12 protein-coding genes and 1 tRNA gene are annotated in these 16,092 nt (G+C 63.9%); 10 read left to right on the top strand and 3 right to left on the bottom strand.

The features are described from left to right. Nucleotides 1-27: 27 nt before the first annotated feature. Complete coding sequence (locus I2488_RS14595; RefSeq protein WP_196276586.1) at nt 28-1,107, bottom strand: putative urea ABC transporter substrate-binding protein; 1,080 nt, start codon at nt 1,105-1,107, stop codon at nt 28-30. A 217-nt stretch (nt 1,108-1,324) separates the two neighbouring features. On the opposite strand from I2488_RS14595, the gene I2488_RS14590 reads away from it, so the two are divergent. The 3 genes from I2488_RS14590 to I2488_RS14580 all read left to right on the top strand — a co-directional run bounded on the left by I2488_RS14590 (nt 1,325) and on the right by I2488_RS14580 (nt 4,415). Beyond that, nucleotides 1,325-2,212: a sterol desaturase family protein gene (locus I2488_RS14590; RefSeq protein ID WP_196276549.1), complete on the top strand. Its 888-nt coding sequence runs from the start codon at nt 1,325-1,327 to the stop codon at nt 2,210-2,212. Between the two features lie 101 nt (nt 2,213-2,313). Further along, nucleotides 2,314-2,661, top strand: a complete 348-nt coding sequence (locus tag I2488_RS14585; protein WP_196276548.1) for a UrcA family protein — start codon at nt 2,314-2,316, stop codon at nt 2,659-2,661. Between the two features lie 140 nt (nt 2,662-2,801). Further along, nucleotides 2,802-4,415, top strand: a complete 1,614-nt coding sequence (locus I2488_RS14580) for a hypothetical protein (RefSeq protein ID WP_196276547.1) — start codon at nt 2,802-2,804, stop codon at nt 4,413-4,415. Between the two features lie 10 nt (nt 4,416-4,425). On the opposite strand, the gene I2488_RS14575 is transcribed toward I2488_RS14580, so the two are convergent. Next, on the bottom strand, nt 4,426-5,109 hold the full coding sequence (locus I2488_RS14575; RefSeq protein ID WP_196276546.1) for a Crp/Fnr family transcriptional regulator: 684 nt from the start codon (nt 5,107-5,109) through the stop codon (nt 4,426-4,428). A 209-nt stretch (nt 5,110-5,318) separates the two neighbouring features. Here I2488_RS14575 and I2488_RS14570 point away from each other — a divergent pair, with 209 nt between their 5' ends. From I2488_RS14570 to I2488_RS14560, 3 genes are all read left to right on the top strand, one after another. Continuing rightward, entirely contained in the window at nt 5,319-7,013 is a 1,695-nt protein-coding gene (locus I2488_RS14570; RefSeq protein WP_196276545.1) for a hypothetical protein, read from the top strand. A 142-nt stretch (nt 7,014-7,155) separates the two neighbouring features. Beyond that, a tRNA-Met gene (locus I2488_RS14565) sits at nt 7,156-7,232 on the top strand. A gap of 177 nt (nt 7,233-7,409) precedes the next feature. Beyond that, nucleotides 7,410-8,681: a tyrosine-type recombinase/integrase gene (locus I2488_RS14560; RefSeq protein WP_196276544.1), complete on the top strand. Its 1,272-nt coding sequence runs from the start codon at nt 7,410-7,412 to the stop codon at nt 8,679-8,681. Here the strand turns inward: I2488_RS14560 and I2488_RS19645 are convergent. Then, entirely contained in the window at nt 8,678-9,091 is a 414-nt protein-coding gene (locus tag I2488_RS19645) for a DUF5818 domain-containing protein (protein WP_246465684.1), read from the bottom strand. The two genes, I2488_RS14560 and I2488_RS19645, sit on opposite strands and share 4 nt — an antisense overlap. Before the next feature lie 104 nt (nt 9,092-9,195). Here I2488_RS19645 and I2488_RS14555 point away from each other — a divergent pair, with 104 nt between their 5' ends. From I2488_RS14555 to I2488_RS14540, 4 genes are all read left to right on the top strand, one after another. After that, complete coding sequence (locus tag I2488_RS14555; RefSeq protein ID WP_196276543.1) at nt 9,196-9,852, top strand: RNA polymerase sigma factor; 657 nt, start codon at nt 9,196-9,198, stop codon at nt 9,850-9,852. Between the two features lie 20 nt (nt 9,853-9,872). Continuing rightward, nucleotides 9,873-10,820, top strand: coding sequence for a FecR family protein (locus I2488_RS14550; protein WP_196276542.1), 948 nt, complete (start codon nt 9,873-9,875; stop codon nt 10,818-10,820). A gap of 286 nt (nt 10,821-11,106) precedes the next feature. Further along, on the top strand, nt 11,107-14,043 hold the full coding sequence (locus I2488_RS14545) for a TonB-dependent receptor (RefSeq protein ID WP_196276541.1): 2,937 nt from the start codon (nt 11,107-11,109) through the stop codon (nt 14,041-14,043). After that, nucleotides 14,037-16,061, top strand: a complete 2,025-nt coding sequence (locus I2488_RS14540) for an Atxe2 family lasso peptide isopeptidase (protein ID WP_196276540.1) — start codon at nt 14,037-14,039, stop codon at nt 16,059-16,061. Before I2488_RS14545 ends, I2488_RS14540 begins: the two co-directional genes overlap by 7 nt. The last annotated feature ends 31 nt before the right edge of the window (nt 16,062-16,092 follow it).

Genomic DNA, 16,092 nt, shown 5'->3' with positions numbered 1-16,092 from the left:
AGGTGGTGTCCCGAAGTATCTGGAGGATCAGAGCTTTCCGTCGGCAGCAAGCTTCATGAAGCTGTCGTCGAAGCGCAGGGTGACGCGGGCCGGATCGCCGAGCGTCTTGCCGCCGGGGAAGGCCATGCCGACCGCATCGGCCGAGGAGGCTCCGGGGAACAGGCCCTTGGAGAAGCTGAAATCGCGCACGCGGGTCATCGTCTCGATGAGCTTTGCGTCCTGCGTGGCGGCGACGGCATCCTTGGCCTGGGCGTAGAGGAAGGTGGTCTTGAGCTGGGCTTCGAAGACTTCGGGCGTGGTCCCGGCGAGCTTGGCCATGGCGGCGCGGGCCTGCTTGCCCTGCTCGTCCTGCGCGACCATCACCTTCATCGTATCGTACCAGATGCCCGCGAGTGCCTTGCCGAGGTCGGGGTTGGCCTTGAGCGTGGCGGTATCGACCACCAGCAGATCGAGGATTTCGCCGGGGATGTCGGCCGAGGTGAAGACCTTCGAGACGCCGGGCTGTGCGGCCATGACCGAAAGCTGCGGGTTCCATGCCACGGCGGCGGTGGCGTCGGGCGAGGCGAAGGCGGCGACGATGTCGGCGTCGGAGGTGTTGATCGTCTTGACGTCGGTCAGCGCCATGCCGTTGTTGCCGAGCGCGCGGGCGAGCAGATAGTGCGAGACCGAAAGCTCGGCGAGATAGACCCGGCGGCCCTTGATCGCGGCGAGGCTGTTTGCACCCTTGAGCAGGATGCCGTCATTGCCGTTGGAATAATCGCCGACGATGATCGCGCTCGTGTCCTTGCCACCGGCGGCGGGGATGGTGAGGGCGTCCATGTTGGCGACGGTGACGCCGTCGAACTTGCCGGCGGTGTACTGGTTTACCGATTCGACGTAATCGTTCACCTGCACGACGTTGATCTTGATGTGGTACTTGTCGGCCCACTTCTTCACGATGCCGGCCTGCTGGGCATAGGGCCAAGGCATCCAGCCGGCGTAGATCGACCAGCCGATGCTGAATTCGGTGCGCTTTTCGGCGACCTTCTCGCCGCCCGAGCAGGAGGCCAAGGCCAGTGTCGCCGCGATCAGCGCGGTCTTGCCGACCTTTCCGAGATTGGCACCGATCCGCGTCGCAAAAGCCTGTAGCACCAGCCATTCCCCTTCGTGGAGTGAGCATCATCGCTGCCCCGGACCGGCTGGTCCTTGGTATTACGATCAGCTGCTTTGGTAATACCTGCCCGCCCGAATCTGCGGATACGTCGATTGACGTAGCGCCCGGTTTGGCGGGTTCGGCCTAAGTGCGGTATACGGGTTCCGTTCAGGGGTTTTGCAGGCAAGCGTCATGAACATCAGGAAGTTTGCAGTAGACATGCTGCCGCCGGTCACGCTGGCGATTGTCGTTTCCTTCTGGGGACTTGCGCCGAAGGCCTGGGTCGAAAGCACCTGGACCGCGATCATCATGACCGCATTGGTGACGACTTGGGTTCTGGGACTCGAGCTGGTGTTCGAGCGCCACGAAGGCTGGCGCATGAACCGGCGGGAGTTCTTTACAGACCTGTTCTACATGGTCCTGAATGCAACGCTGATCTCGAAGATCTCGCAGCTGGTCGGTGATGCACCGCTGATGGCGTTCAAGAAGGCGGCGGGGATCGCGACGCCCTGGGCCGGCGAGATGCCGTTTCTGGCGCAAGTGGCGCTGGTGCTGGTCGTCTATGAGTTCGGGCAGTACTGGATGCATCGCCTGATGCACAATTCGACGCCGTTCTGGCTGACCCATGCGCCGCACCATCATATCACCCAGCTCAACGCCATGAAGGGCGCGGTCGGCAATCCGATCGAACTGGTGCTGATCAGCCTGAGCGTGATCGTGTTCTTCGACGTTTCGCAGGCGGCGATCCTCGGCGCGTTCGGGGCGACCGGCGTCATCTCGACCTTTGCTCACGCCAACGTGCGCTCCGATCCGCCGAAGTTCTATTCGTTCTTCTTCACCACGATCCGCCACCACAGCCTGCACCACTCGGTCCCCTATGAGGACACGCGCTGCAACTATGGCAATTCGCTGATCCTGTGCGACCGCATCTTCGGCACCTACAAGGAAGGCGAGGCCAGCGTGGTGGGACAGGATGACCGCAAGCGCCTGTCGATCCGCGAGCAGTGGGTTTTCCCTTTCATGCCGCTGGTGAAGGCGTGGCGCGAGCGGCGTGGCGGTGGTGCCATCGCGCAAGGCTGAGCCGGAAATCCGAGAAAAATGACCCCGTGACAGCCGTCACGCGTCGGGAATCGCCGGGCTGCCTAATTCTCCTCCTGCCACTTCGGCAACAGGAGGACACCATGCAGATCACCAAGTTCATCGCTCTCGCCGCCGCCGCCACTCTTGCCGCAGGGGCAGTCGCTCCGGGACTTGCCCATGCCGAGACGCTGCCGACGCAGGAAGTGACCGTCGACTATTCGAACCTCAAGAACCCGGCGGCGGTCAAGGCTGCAAAGAAGGCGATCCGCCGCGCCGCCATTCGCGTGTGCCAGACCCCGCAGGATCGCGAACGCGGCCCTCAGAGCTTCGACCTGGCCTGCTTTGCCAAGGCCAATGGCGATGCCAAGCGCGAACTCGATCGCCGCATTGCCCAGGCGCAGTCGGCCAAGTCATCGGCTCTGGTAATGGCCGCGCCCGAGAAGCACTGATCACGACCCAAGCCAAAGCCCCCGCCGATGCAAATCGGCGGGGCTCTGCTTGCCAAATTCGCGCCGCTGATCCAGCATCGGGCCGGTCGGATAATCGGACGGACCGGCTGGAAACCCAGTAATCGTTGCAGGACAACACGATGATCGCGCCCGCCGGTCTCCCGGCCATCATAACCGCAGCCCGTGCCGGAGCCATCAGCCACGCCGAGCGACTGTTCCGCGAGGGTGGGCATGATTGGCGGACCGGCGATGCGGCCACGCAGGCGGTGCGGGCAAGGTTGCTGACCGAGCGTGCGCTGACGCTGCCGGCATCGCTGCGCGCGAGGGCATTTGCCGAGGCTGCGGCGGCCTATGCCAGTGCCGACGCGCTTGTCCCCCAACTGCACACGCGCATCAACGCGGCGACAATGACCCTGCTGGCGGGCGATGCGGACCGGGCAAGGGATTTGGCCGAGGCGGTGCTGGCGTGGCTGGATACCGGCCCGCAGGTGCATGACACCCCGTTCATGATCGAAGCCTGCCGTGCCGAGGCGCATCTCGTGGCCGGGCGGACCGAGGCTGCGCGCCGCGTTCTGGTCGAGGCCGTGGCGCTGGCACCGCTGGCGTTCGAGGACCATGCGCTTGCCCTGCGCCAGTTCCGGATGATCGCGCGGGCGCTGAAGATCGACGATGGCTGGCTCGATGCGTTCCGACCGCCCGCCGCGATGCACTTTGCCGGACATCTCGGCCTCGGCAGCAGGCCCGACCCCGCTGTGATCGGGCAGATCGATGCGGCCATCGCCGCCGAGCGGGTCGGTTTCGGCTTCGGAGCGCTGGCGGCAGGATCGGACATCACCATTGCCGAGCGGCTGCTGGAAAGCGGCGGCGAACTGCACGTGGTCCTGCCCTTGTCCGAGGAAGCATTCCTCGCGCAGTCTGTCAGACCATACGGCGAGGATTGGCTGGAGCGGTTCCGCCGTTGCCGCGATGCTGCGGCAAGCTGGACGGAAACGGCGCGAAACACCGGAACCTATGAGCCGATCGCCAGCCACCTTGCCGCCGACGTGGCGATGGGCGCTGCCGTCCGTCATGCCCGGAGCCTTGGCAGCGAAGCGGTGCAGATCGTCATCGTCGATGATGGTCCGGGTGCATTGGGGGCAGGCATCCACACTGCTCGCGAGGCACGGCGCTGGTCAGATACCGGCCGATCGAGCCACGTGATCCGGGCGGCGCGCATGGCTCCGGTGCCGTCGTCGGGATCGCGGGCAGTCCCGGAAGGGCAGGCCGACCGTCGGCTCTTAGCCTTGTTGCAGATCGATTTCATCGGCCTTGCCGAACTGGACGAAGCTGCCCTGGCCGAAGCGGTGGCGGGCGTGCTCATGCCGTTCCGGGCTGCACTGGCGATGCTGCCGGTGCGACCGGCGCTGGCCCTGCCATGCGGCAACAGCCGGATCGTGGCCTTCACCGATCCCGAGAGCGCCTTCGCCTATGCCCGCGCGGCGCTGGAGATACCGACGGCACCATTCGCGCTGCGGATTGCCGGGCACTATGGCCTTGCGCACTGGCTGAGCGATCCCGATGCCTTGATCGGCCGGACGGTGGACCAGCTTGCCGAGGTGGCGGCACTGGCCTTTCCGGGGACCATTACCGTCAGCGAGACTTTCGCCTCGGCGCTGTTCCTGGCGGCAGGTGCAGAGGTTTACGCCGAGCCGCTGGGCGAAGCGGGGGACATCAGGCTCCATGCCTTGCGCGTTGGTGGCGCCGTGATGGGCTGACCGGCGCAGCCTAGTAGATCAGCTCTTCCAGCCGGTGTTCGGCAACGATGCGCAGGGAGTGTTCGTCGCGTTCGATGATGCCGCGACGCTGCAGCGCCGCGATGGTGCGCGATACCGTCTCGCGCGTGCTCTGCACCCGGAGCGCGAGCTGGCTGAGAACCGGTGCGGGCGAAATGCAGAGGTCTCCGCTCTCGCGCCCCATGCGCAGGATCTCGGCATGGATGCGTCCCGTGGCCGAAAGCGTGGTGTTGCCGGCAAGGCGCGCGTTCTGGGCAGCAAGGCGCGCGATGAGCTGGCGCGAGACGGCGACGGCGACCGCCGGGTGCGTGGCCATCAGCGTCATCATCACATGAGCCATCATCGCGGCGGCGCGTACGGCGTCGACCGCGATGATCTCGAGTTCGAGATCGTGCTGGCCGAGCAGCGCCTGTTCGCCGAACATGTCGCCCGCCTGATACTCTTCGAGTACGGCTTGCCGCCCTTCGAGAGAGATCGCGCGGGCGCGGGCGCGGCCCGAAAGCATGACGTGGACCTGTTCGTTGCGCGCGCCAAGGCCGAGAATGACGGCGCGGGGCGAATAGGTGTTGTCGCGCGCAGCCGAGGCCATTTGCGCGGCGACATCGGCGGCGCAGGCGAAGTGCCGACCGAACAGCACGGTCAGGTCATGCGAAACAGGATTGGTTGCCGAGGCCATGGTCCGCGCAGCCTACATCCGCGCAGTATTATCGCCAAGCATGGAGACGATGAATGTCTTGTCCGGCGGAAGCGCAATTCCGCAGAACAAGATTGGTCGTACTGTTGAATTGTGCTTTGTTCCTTCAACTATCCAGTTCCGGAAACGTGGAGCGCAGGCAAGTTCAGTATGCCGGGCAAAGACTTGAGATCCGTGCTGGAGTGGGGCCTATGCCTTTGAACAACAACGGCAACGCGCCGCTGCCAGAGGCTGCTTTCAATGTCGGCATCGTCGGCCATCGTCCGGACCGGCTGGAGGACGCAGGCAAGATTGCCGAACAGATCGGCCGCCTGCTTTCGGCAATAGAATCGGCCATTTCGGACTTGTCGTCCGGTTCGGTAGCGGGAGCAGGGCACCGGATCCGGCTGGTTTCCGCGCTGGCCGAGGGCGCGGATCGAATCGCTGCTCGCGTGGCGCTCGGTCAGGGCAAGGCGCTTGTTGCGGTTCTGCCGTTCCCGGCGGAGGTCTATCAGGGCGACTTTGCGGATGAGGCATCGCGTGCCGACTTCGCAGCCCTGCTTCAAGCCGCCACCTCGACCATCGTGCTGGATGGCACGACGCAGGCGCGTGAACGGGCCTACGACCGCGCCGGACTGCTCCTGCTGGACAACGTCGATCTGCTGATAGCGGTCTGGGACGGCGGCCCCGGGCGGGGAAGGGGCGGCACGCGCGAGGTGATCGAGGAAGCGGCCCGGCGCAGCGTGCCCCTGGTCACGATTTCGCCTGATGGCTTGAGCGTTGAGCTGTGCAGCAGTGGCCCGGATGCTCCGGCCATGCGCCTTGCCGATGTGCCGCGGCGACCGGTTGCGGATGTCCCTGCGCTTGTTGCCTCACTGCTCGCTCCGCCGGATGACAAAGCTCGCGTACGCGACTGGCACTGGCTGCAGCAGACGCCCCGGTTCGGCATTGCGCAGGGCGCTTATCCGCTGCTGCTCCGCTTGTCGGGCGGAAGCGCCAGACGAAGGACCGCTGTGCAGGCGCCCTCATCGCCGCCGCACGATGGACTGGCCGAAGCCTTCGCGTGGTGGGACCGCGCCGCTGTTGCCGCCGCACAGGCGTTTCGTTCGGCTGTCATCGTGAACTTCGCCCTGGCAGCCTTGGCCGTGGTCCTGTCTGCCGCGTCGCTGCTTGCGGGTCATGCCAAGTGGGTTCTGGTGGCGCTTGAAGTAGCGACGATCCTGCTGCTGCTGGTCCACACGACGATGGCCCGTCGCCAGGCTTGGCAGGATCGCTGGCTCGAATCGCGCGAAGTGGCCGAGATGCTTCGCGTCGCCATCCTGCGCCGCATGGTCGGCATTGGCCGGACAGGCGGCGGCACCGGCCTGACTGGCCGTTATGTGGCCGCGTGGGCCCGTGCGGCGGACCCGCTGACGCTCGACCTGTCCGATCCGCAGAAGGCCGGCATGGCGGCGATCGAACAGGTTCGCGAGCAGGCGGAATGGAACACGGCCACGGCGCACCGGATGCACCGCGCCGCGCACCGGATCGAGCGCTTTGGCGAAGTCCTGTTCGCGACGGTGCTGATTGCGGCGATCGGCTGGCTGGCAGTCTATTTCATCCGTCCGGAGCTTGGCACCATGCTCAAGTATCCGTTGACCGCGATCACCGCAGGCCTGCCTGCCATTGCAACGAGCAGCTATGGCATCAGGGTGATCATCGATTTCGAGGGGATTGCCGAACGCGCCCGGCGCGTGGCTGACAGGCTGTTTGCGTTGCTGGCACAGTTGGAAGAGGATGCAGAGGCCGGCGGGCCGGGAGCCGATCAGCTCCAGCACTTCGCCCGCGCGGCATCGGCCGCGATGGTCGCCGACGTTGCGGCCTGGCGCCTTCTGGCTGAGGGACGGCGGCTGACGATTCCGGGTTAAGTCGGCCCTCGCTTGTCGCGATGCATCGAGGGCAAAGCACGTGCGCACAGCCATGCATATTTTTGGCCGAAACCCGGTTGACCGATCTGACAGTCAGGGTTAGGAGCGCGCCCTGCCTAGCGGACTTCTAGTCCGCACATGGGGCGGAGTAGCTCAGCAGGTTAGAGCAGCGGAATCATAATCCGCGTGTCGGGGGTTCGAGTCCCTCCTCCGCTACCAATGGCATTGTCCGGAAGCATTCCCAAGCTTCCGCATCCTTCCAAATTTCGACGGAAAAGCAGAGGTTTGCGGGTGATTCGCGTCCGCAAGCTCTCGAATGCGTCCCCATGCTGCCGATTTTGGTTTGGGGGTATTTTGGGGGTATTTTTGCGGAGTATCGAAAGGAGCGATACCCCCATGCCTCTTACAGAGCTTCAGGTGAAGAACGCAAAGCCGGGCGAACGACCGTACAAGCTAGCCGATGGAGAGGGGCTTTTCCTCTTGATACAGCCCAATGGAAAGAGGCTGTGGCGCATGAAGTACCGTTACGCCGGGAAGGAAAAGCTCCTATCGTTTGGGCCTTACCCTGCCATCAGCATCAGCGCTGCCCGTTCAAAACGCAAGGCAGCCAAGGCATTGCTGGGCGAAGGGCGAGATCCGTCCAGCAACAAGTCGGAGGCGGATCCTTCCGGAATGACGTTCCTTTCCGTTGCCACGCAGTGGCACGAGAATCGCAAGACTTCGCTGGACCCCGCACACGCTGAAAGGGTCTGGTCGCGAATGCAACGCGATGTCTTTCCAGCGCTGGGCAACAAACTCATACACACAATTACGCCACCAGACGTCCTGGATATGGTCCGCAAAGTCGAAGCGCGCGGAGCGCTCGACATAAGCCGGCGCGCAAAGCAGGGCGTCGGACAAGTGTTCCAGTTTGCCATTGCCTGTGGCCTCACTTCACATGATCCGACCGCGAACCTCAAGGGTGCATTGAAGCCCAGGCCACGCGTCAAGCACATGAGCCGCCTGCCTTTGACGGAGTTGCCCTCTTTTGTGGAAAAGGTACGGACTTACCAAGAATCGGGAGACCGGAGGTCGTCGATAACACGCGATGCGCTCATGTTCGCGCTGCTCACATGGGTCAGAACAAAAGAGCTGAGGCTGGCGGTCAAGACCGAGTTTGAGGACCTTGATGGTAACGCACCGCTCTGGAGGATACCGGCCGAGCGAATGAAGATGGGGCGGGAGCACCTCGTCCCGCTTTCGATTCAGGCCGCAAAAATTGCAAAAAGCCGGATCGAGATTGCGACGGGAGCTTATGTCTTCCCAGGCGCCCATGCGGACAAGCCGCTTTCCGAAAACACCATGATCTATGCCTTGTATCGGCTGGGATTCCACAGCCGGCAGACGGTGCACGGTTTTCGGGGACTGGCCAGCACTTGGGCCAATGAGCAGCTCGTGGAGTTTGGCAAACCGCCGATCTGGGTTCGGAAATTCCATGAAGACTGGGTCGAACTTCAGTTGGCTCACTCTGAGCAGAATGACGTGCGCGGAGCCTACAACGCTGCTGAGTACCTCATGCCCCGCCGCCGGATGATGCAGGACTGGGCAGATATGCTTGATGGAACCGGTGCAACGAGGAAGCCGAGAGCCAGGCGCAGATCTGCCGCCCGAGCCAAAGTCCGAGATTAGTTGGCACCGATCCGATCGGCGCGAATCCGATCAAAGCCCGTGACTGTGCCTTCAACAGTGACTGAATCTCCAATCAATTCATCTGCTGGCCGATCCGTCTGCACTATCCATAGCTCGTTGCTGGCAGTCGTCAGGGTAAGGCCGCGGCTTCCAATGCTCAGAATACCAGAGATGCGCCTTCTTTCTTCTGCCACGAATGTCCTCACAAGTCTGATCGCTGACACCGGCCAATGCCGCCTGCAGCGCAGGCGGGCAATCCCTTCCGGCCCTATTTGCAAGGTCGGGGCGCAAGTGCGGGGCGCTGCGTCCGTTTTGCGGAGCAATGCACGTCGACGGGCCGATATTACATAATCGCCAGCGGCCGCGCGGCGGAGCTCAAATTCTCGTTGCGTTTGTAACCATGCTATCATAGTTTTCAAAGGCGTGGCAAAGATTTGCTGCGTCGAGGCCTGAGAACCTTGCTCTGGTAGCTTTGCTGTTTCTGTCGCTGCGTGCGGCCGGATCGCCCTTGTCCATGTCCAAGTCCTTCGGGACCAAAGGCAAAGGCGCATGTCTCCAGACGTGTTCTCAGGATCCGGCCAACCGCCGGAATGCCTCGCGGGCTGGGGCTTGGCAATTGACGAAACCTCTTGCAGCACAGGCAGGTCATGACAACCATGGCCAGAACACCGCAGAAGCGCTGCCACCTGACCTGGCGGTGATCGAGGCCGAGTTCCGCCACTCCCGCCCCTGGCTGCTGCGCAAGCTTGCTCACAAGACCGGAATGACCCTGGCGGAGGATCTCGTCCAGCAGGTGTTCGTGCGCCTGATTACGAGCCGACAGCGTCAGATCGAGAACCTTACCGGCTATGTGCGGGTTGCGGCAGACAACGCGCGCAAAGACATGGTCAGGCAGGAGATGCGCCAGCACCATTACAGCCATGAGCCGTTCGAGGACATTTATCCAGGATGCGATCTGCAGGCACAACTCGAAGCGCGCGATCGCCTCGCCCGGCTTGAACAGGCACTGTCCCGTCTCAAGCCGCTCACGCGAAACATCTTCCTTGCTCGTCGGCTCGATGGTTATAGCTATGCCGAGATCGCAGAACAGACGGGGTTGAGTGTGCGGGGCGTGGAGAAACAGATGAGCCGGGCGCTCAAGGTCCTGGCGCGGCATCTCGCCGAGGATTGACCCGGGTGACGAAGCAACCCATGCCCGGCAAGATTCGCGATGAAGCGGCAGAGTGGCTGGCGCGCAACGAGAATGTCGGCCGATCGCGTGCGCCCGGCTTCGAGACTTGGCTTGCGAGAGATCTGCGACACCGTCTCGCGTATGCCGAAGTGGAGCGCGCGTGGCGCGATAGCCTGGCGCTCGATCAGAGCCCCCTTGGCCAGGAGCGCAAGCTGACCCGTGCACCCTTGCACCAGCAACGCAGCAAACAACTTGCCGCAGTCGGCGCATGCCTGTTGCTTGGCATGGGATTGCTGACATTGCGGTTTTCAGGTGACAATCCGGTAATCGGCGTTGGAACCACCGTTGAGGCCAGGACATACACCACGGCCGCAGGTGAAACGCGGACATGGCAGCTTGTCGATGGAAGCTCCCTGACACTCAACGGGCCGAGCAAGGCACGAACCAACATCACTCGCGCAATCCGCCAGGTTACGATTGATGCCGGTCGCGTTCGTATCCGTGTGGCGCGGCGCGGCACAGATGCGATGCAGATCATGAGTGCAGGCACCAGGGTCGACAGTGCCGCAGGCACGGTGGATATTGCGCGCGCCGCAAATGGTCTGCGCGTCGAGGTCCTGGATGGCCATGTGCAGGTGCAGAACGCCGATGGCGCTCGGCACACCCTTGGTCGCGGGGCTCACACGATCGAAGCGCGGCCATCCGGGACCGAGCATCAGTCCGAGCGCAGTTCTTCTGCACGCCCTCCAATGACGACCGGTGACCGCATATCCCTGGGAGAGGCGGTCAGCCTGCTCAACGCGCGCAATGCTGTTCAGCTTCGCCTCGCAAGTCCTGCACTGGCCAACAGGACTCTGGCAGGTGCGATCCGCCTCGACGATCCGGAAGGCTTTGCGAGCATTCTCGAGGCCCTGGGCGGAATCAGGGTGACGCAGCGCCCCGGCATGCTGTTGATCGACATGGCCTGAAGCTTTCAGCGTTCCCACGCGGACCGAGTGCATGATCCGCGCGGCGTCCGACCGACGGCATCTTCTGGATGCAAGAGACCTCATTCGCTTCCCGGACAGAGGAAAGGAGGCGGTGGATCGGTGCGCGCTGACGGCTCGGCATGATCTCCACAATCACGGGGTGAACGGCTGACCGGCTGCGGGCCGTCCGCGACGATGCCCGCCGATAAAAATTCTGGCGGGTGTTTTCGCGCGACGTCGTCCCAACCGATGCGCGTCCCTTGATATGGACGCGAGGGAGGCAATCATGACGTTCAAGACATCAACGCATGCCATGGTCATCGCAATGCTGGCGGCACCTTTGGTGGCGGCAGCACCTGCGGGCGCGCAGGAGGCCGATACCCTTGCGCTGGACCTGCCGGCGCAGGCCATGGCGCGATCGCTGCACGATCTTGCCGCCAAGGCCGGTGCAACCATCATCGCAGACGACAAGCTAATGGCGGGCCGTACCGCTCCGGCAGTGCAGGGGACCTACACGCTCGCTGGCGCGCTGGGCAAAATCCTCGAAGGCTCAGGGCTTCTCGGCATCGCGACGAGCCAAGGCTACGCGATCCGCTCGGCAGGATCGACAACGTCAACGCGTGAGGCATCCGCAGACAGCACTGTTGACGATATCGTGGTAACCGGCACGCGCATTCGCGGTTCGGCGCCGGCGGGCGCTGCCGTGATCGCGATCGACCGAAAGGCGATCGAGGAAAGCGGCAGGGCCACCGTGCAGGACCTGGTATCGGTCCTTCCGCAGAACTTCGGCGGGGGCCCCAATGAAGGCACACTCGGCTTTACCCAGCGGAACAATGCCAATGCCAATATCGGTTCTGGTGCCAGCATCAACCTGCGCGGCCTTGGCACGACCTCGACCCTGACGCTCGTCGATGGCAATCGCCTCGCACTGGGAGCCGCGAGCTCGATCGTCGACATTTCACTAATCCCGGCCAGTGCCATCGAACGCATCGAAGTCCTCGCAGATGGTGCGTCAGCCATCTACGGCTCCGATGCTGTTGCAGGCGTGGTCAACGTACGCTTGCGGCGCGGATACGAAGGGGCCGAGACATCGTTTCGGATCGGCATGGCCGACGGCTTCAGCGAGGTGCAGGCAAGTCAGCTGGCAGGTCTGCGCTGGAACAGCGGCAGCCTGATGGCGGCTTACGAGTTCTACCGGCGCGACCGCCTCGCGGCCCAGGACCGTGATTACGCAACAGAGGACCTTACCCGCTTCGGTGGACCTGACTATCGCCAGGCCTTCGCCAATCCCGGCACGATCACTGCAGCCAACGGCGCAATCTTCGGAATACCGGCCAGACAGGATGGCAGGGCGCTTGCACCAGGCGATCTGCTTGCCGGCGTGCGCAATCTTGGCGACGGTCGGCGCCTGACCGACATCCTGCCACGCACGCGCCGTCACGCAGGGCTTATCGCGCTTGAACAGGACCTGTCGTCGTGGCTGACAATGCGGCTCCAGGGGTTTGCTGCCGACCGCCGCTCGGACCAGCGTTACATCGTCTTCGGCTCGCAGGTTACCGTGCCCGTGAGCAACCCGTTCTATGTCGATCCGATCGGAACGGGTCAGCCCATCCGCGTCGGTTATGATTTCCGGGACGACCTCGGGCCCACGGTCAATCGTTCGCATGTCACCAACTGGACGGTCGCGGGCGCACTGGAAGCACGCTTCGGGGCATGGCGGGCCGAGGCTTATGGCAATCATGGCGTCCAGCATGAAGAGCTGCTGCGGGACAATCTCGTCAATCGCGCCCGGCTCGCGCAGGCTCTCGCTGATCCCGATCCGGCCAAGGCCTTCAATGTGTTCGGTGATGGCTCTTACACCAGTGCGGCCACGATCGACTATGTGCGCGGATCATCGCTGACCAGTGCGCGGTCGCGCCAAACGACCGCCGGTCTCAAGTTCGACGGGCCGCTCCTGGCGCTTCCGGGGGGAGCGCTGACGCTGGCATTCGGGGGAGAGTATCGCGAGGAGGGCTACGGCTCGCGCAGCCTTGCGGATGAGACGACGCTTGCGCCTGTCGCGAGTGGCGACAATGGATACCCGCTGGCGCGCAATGTGCTTGCCGGATTTGCCGAACTTCGTGCGCCCCTGGTCGGTCCTGGGCAGGGCATGGCAGGCGTGCACCGGCTCGACCTGTCGGTGGCAGGACGCATCGAGCGCTACTCGGATTTCGGGACAACGACCAATCCCAAGGTCGGACTGACGTGGGAGCCGGTGCAAGGCCTTGCGCTGCGAGGGTCCTACGGCACCTCGTTTCGTGCACCCGGCTTCTTCGACGTGCGCCAGGGTCCGGGGCTCAGCCAGGTCGTGCCGATACCCGTTACAGACCCCGGTTCGCCCTCCGGCAGTAGCAATGTCATTGCCCTGTTCGGCAATGATCCCGGGATCGGACCGGAACGCGCGCGGACCTGGACGGCTGGCGTCGACTTCAGGCCACCTGAGATCCCGGGGCTTTCGATGAGCGCGACGTGGTTCGACATTTCCTACAAGGATCGCATCTTCAATCCCGCGGTCGATGCTTTCACGTTCCTGGCCCAGCGGTCGCGTTACGAGCCGCTGATCACGGCCAATCCGTCGCCAGCGCAAGTGGCAAGCTTCTATGCGAGCCCCGATTTCAGCAATCCCTTTGGCATTGCTGCAGGCTCGATCCGCTACGTGATCGATGCGCGCAACGCCAACCTGGCGCGCAACCATCTCGACGGGATCGATTTTGATCTCAGTTATCGCCACGAGACGGCCAGAGGTGCGCTTTCGCTTGGTGCATCGGGGAGCTGGCTGTTCCACCTGACGCAGCAGTTGACGTCGGCTGCTCCGCGCACGCAGGCCCTGGGGACGATCGGCAACCCGGTGCGCTATCGTTTGCGCGGGCGCGCCGGGTTCGAACAGGATGGCTTCGGTGCAACAGCCTTCGTCAATCACATGGCGGGCTATCGCAACACGGCTGTGGCACCGGTCGAGTCGGTTGCAAGCTGGACGACAGTCGATCTTACGCTTTCCAAGCGCTTCGGAGATGAAGCCGGTGCCTTGGCGGGCACGCGGTTCGCCTTGAGCATCACCAACCTGTTCGATCGCGACCCGCCTTATGTAAACAATCGCACCCCGTTCAGCGCAGCCGGCTTCGATCCCGAGCAGGCAAGCGCGGTTGGACGGTTTGTCGCGGTGCAGGTGACCAAGTCATGGTGACGCGATGGCATCCAGCCCCGCTGTCGCTTGCCCTGGCCGCCCTGGTCCCGTTTGCAGCGCAGGCTGCGGACGGGGCCGGGATCCGGCCCGCCATAGAAATCACGCGGATCGACAGCCCGTCCATATCGCCGGATGGCATGCTTGCCCTCTGGCGCGAGTACCGCGCCTCGGTCGACCGCAATGACTATGATGTCGCATGGCTGGTGGCGCCGTCTGACGGTTCGGCGCCTGCCAGACGCATCGCCGATGCTGGAGAAATCGAATGGCTCAACGGCTTTCCCCTGGCTTCAGGCGCGCAGTGGACGCGCGATGGCAGAACCGTGCTGTTCCGCAAGATCGCAGGCGGGCAAGTCCAGGTCTGGCAGGCGGCGACCGATGGTTCAGGCGCTGCGCAAGTTACCAGCGAGGCGGGCAATGCCGGGGAGATGATCCGGCTTGCGGGCGGCAAGGAATGGTTGCTTGGGTTTGGCCCGGAGCGCGCCGCGATCGAAGCTGCCGAGCAGGCCGAGTACGATAGCGGAACGCGGATCGATGCGTCGGTCGACCCGCAAAGGCCACTGTATCGTGGCGATCGCATCGATGGCCGCTGGGCCAGCGGACGGCTCCAGGGCGCCTGGTTCGAGCAGGGCGGCATCATCCCCGCGGTCAAGCCCAAACTCAAGGTGCTTGAGCAAGACCTTGCAACCATCCGCGATGCCACAGCCGAAGAGGCTCGCAACTACGCCTCCCGACCGCGCTCGCTCGAACGAGTGCAAGACTGGTACGTCGCGCTGCGCCAGCCGTCGGGCGATGCCAGAGGCATTGCGGTTGTCCTGTCCAAAGGCGTGGCTTCGGCTCTGGCCGTCGTCAATGCCGAGGGGCAGGAGCTGGCGCACTGTGAAGCCGTGCAATGCACAGCCGCCCGGGCGCGCTCAGTCGCCTGGGCTGGCACGGACAATGCCCTGATTTTCGAAAGCCGCAATGGCGACGGTGGCAGCACTCTGGCCAGATGGGACCCGGCCAGCGGGCAGGTCGAGGAGGTGTTCCAGAGTTCGGGCGAACGCAATGGCGGAGACAACGGCAAGGCCTGCGCAGCTTCGACCCGGAGGCTCATCTGCGTCGCGTCCTCGGCCAACGAGCCTCCACGCGTGGTGGCGATTGATCTGGCATCACGCCATGAGCAGGTCCTCAGGGCCCCTAACGCGCCGCTCGAGAACCCCGCTATCCGGTTCGACCGGCGGGTCTGGCAAGACCGGGCAGGGCGAACATTCTCGGGATATCTGGCGTTACCCCCGGGCCAGACTGGGCCGGTGCCGCTGTTCATTACCTACTATTCCTGCGAGGGGTATCTGCGCGGCGGGACGGGGGACGAGTATCCCTTGCGCGATCTCGCGGCATCGGGAATCGCGGCCTTGTGCATCAATCGTCAACCCGGCGTGGCCGGCGGCGGGGACAACGTCGAAGCCTACAGGGTGGCTGCCAGCGGGATTGCGGCGATCATCGCAGAGCTGTCCGGGCAGGGCAAGATCGATGCCACGCGCGTCGGCATGGGCGGGGTAAGCTTCGGCGGCGAAGTTACGGCCTGGCTCGCCATGCACAGCAGGTTGCTGAAGGCCACAGCGGTAGCCAACGTCATGGTGACGCCAACCTACTACTGGTTCAACGCCGTCGCGGGGCGCGACGTGCCCGCCATGCTCAAGTCGGCCTGGGGCCTGGGTGATCCCGATACGGATCAGGCCGGGTGGAGGCGCGTATCCCCTTCCTTCAATGCCGACCGCATCTCGGTACCCTTGCTGATGCAATTGCCCGAGCAGGAATATCGCGCCAATGTCGAGCTCCTTGCCCGGCTGCAGCGCGCTCGGAAGCCTGTCGAACTCTGGGCTTTCCCCGGTGAAATGCACCTCAAGTGGCAACCGCGTCACCAACTGGTGGCCAACTTGCGCAACTTCGACTGGTTCAGGTTCTGGCTGCTGGGTGACGCAGGCGGCAAGCCTGCTGATCCGGCATCCTGGCAACGCTGGCGGGATATGAAGCCCTGATCGCTCGTCGGTCCACCGTCGCCATGGCTGG

The organism is Novosphingobium jiangmenense (assembly GCF_015694345.1).
GTDB lineage: Bacteria > Pseudomonadota > Alphaproteobacteria > Sphingomonadales > Sphingomonadaceae > Novosphingobium > Novosphingobium jiangmenense.
Note: the sequence above shows the minus strand (reverse complement) of the source record. Positions and strands in the feature narration are given on the sequence as shown.

What these genes read in the sequence shown, in the direction of transcription:
- I2488_RS14590 (WP_196276549.1), top strand. Translation starts at nt 1,325, where the DNA reads ATGAACATCAGGAAGTTTGCAGTAGACATGCTGCCGCCGGTCACGCTG.
- I2488_RS14585 (WP_196276548.1), top strand. Translation starts at nt 2,314, where the DNA reads ATGCAGATCACCAAGTTCATCGCTCTCGCCGCCGCCGCCACTCTTGCC.
- I2488_RS14580 (WP_196276547.1), top strand. Translation starts at nt 2,802, where the DNA reads ATGATCGCGCCCGCCGGTCTCCCGGCCATCATAACCGCAGCCCGTGCC.
- I2488_RS14575 (WP_196276546.1), bottom strand. Translation starts at nt 5,109, where the DNA reads ATGGCCTCGGCAACCAATCCTGTTTCGCATGACCTGACCGTGCTGTTC.
- I2488_RS14570 (WP_196276545.1), top strand. Translation starts at nt 5,319, where the DNA reads ATGCCTTTGAACAACAACGGCAACGCGCCGCTGCCAGAGGCTGCTTTC.
- I2488_RS14560 (WP_196276544.1), top strand. Translation starts at nt 7,410, where the DNA reads ATGCCTCTTACAGAGCTTCAGGTGAAGAACGCAAAGCCGGGCGAACGA.
- I2488_RS19645 (WP_246465684.1), bottom strand. Translation starts at nt 9,091, where the DNA reads ATGATAGCATGGTTACAAACGCAACGAGAATTTGAGCTCCGCCGCGCG.
- I2488_RS14555 (WP_196276543.1), top strand. Translation starts at nt 9,196, where the DNA reads ATGTCCAAGTCCTTCGGGACCAAAGGCAAAGGCGCATGTCTCCAGACG.
- I2488_RS14550 (WP_196276542.1), top strand. Translation starts at nt 9,873, where the DNA reads ATGCCCGGCAAGATTCGCGATGAAGCGGCAGAGTGGCTGGCGCGCAAC.
- I2488_RS14545 (WP_196276541.1), top strand. Translation starts at nt 11,107, where the DNA reads ATGACGTTCAAGACATCAACGCATGCCATGGTCATCGCAATGCTGGCG.
- I2488_RS14540 (WP_196276540.1), top strand. Translation starts at nt 14,037, where the DNA reads ATGGTGACGCGATGGCATCCAGCCCCGCTGTCGCTTGCCCTGGCCGCC.